Source organism: Thermogemmata fonticola, from assembly GCF_013694095.1.
Lineage (GTDB): Bacteria > Planctomycetota > Planctomycetia > Gemmatales > Gemmataceae > Thermogemmata > Thermogemmata fonticola.
The window spans coordinates 1-286 of sequence record NZ_JACEFB010000051.1; the positions used below are offsets into that span (position 1 = coordinate 1).

A 286-nucleotide genomic window follows, 5' to 3' on the forward strand; every position below is an offset into this window, starting at 1 on the left:
TTTCTGACGCAGCCGTTTACCGCTCGCGTCCGTCGGAGGGGGGAAAAGCGGCTTCCGCCGCATCCAGTCGCTTCTGCAGGGCCTTGGCGTAAACCTTTTCGCGGAACTTGGCGAAGGCGTCGCGGGCGGGTTCCTCGCTGTCGGCGATGATCCGCCCCGGCCGAGCGTGGTCGACGGCATCGGCCACTTTGGTCAGCAGCTCCTCGAAATCGGCCCGCAACTCTTGCATCAGCTCGGCACGATTCAGTTTCGGCGTTGTGTCCATAGCGAACTCCTTGAAACAACA

General features: G+C 62.2%; 1 protein-coding gene. It reads right to left on the minus strand.

The genetic code is table 11. From position 1 onward, the window contains the following. Positions 1–16 precede the first annotated feature (16 nt). On the minus strand, positions 17–286 hold a 270-nt coding region (locus tag H0921_RS17640), incomplete at its 5' end, for a hypothetical protein (protein WP_228500131.1).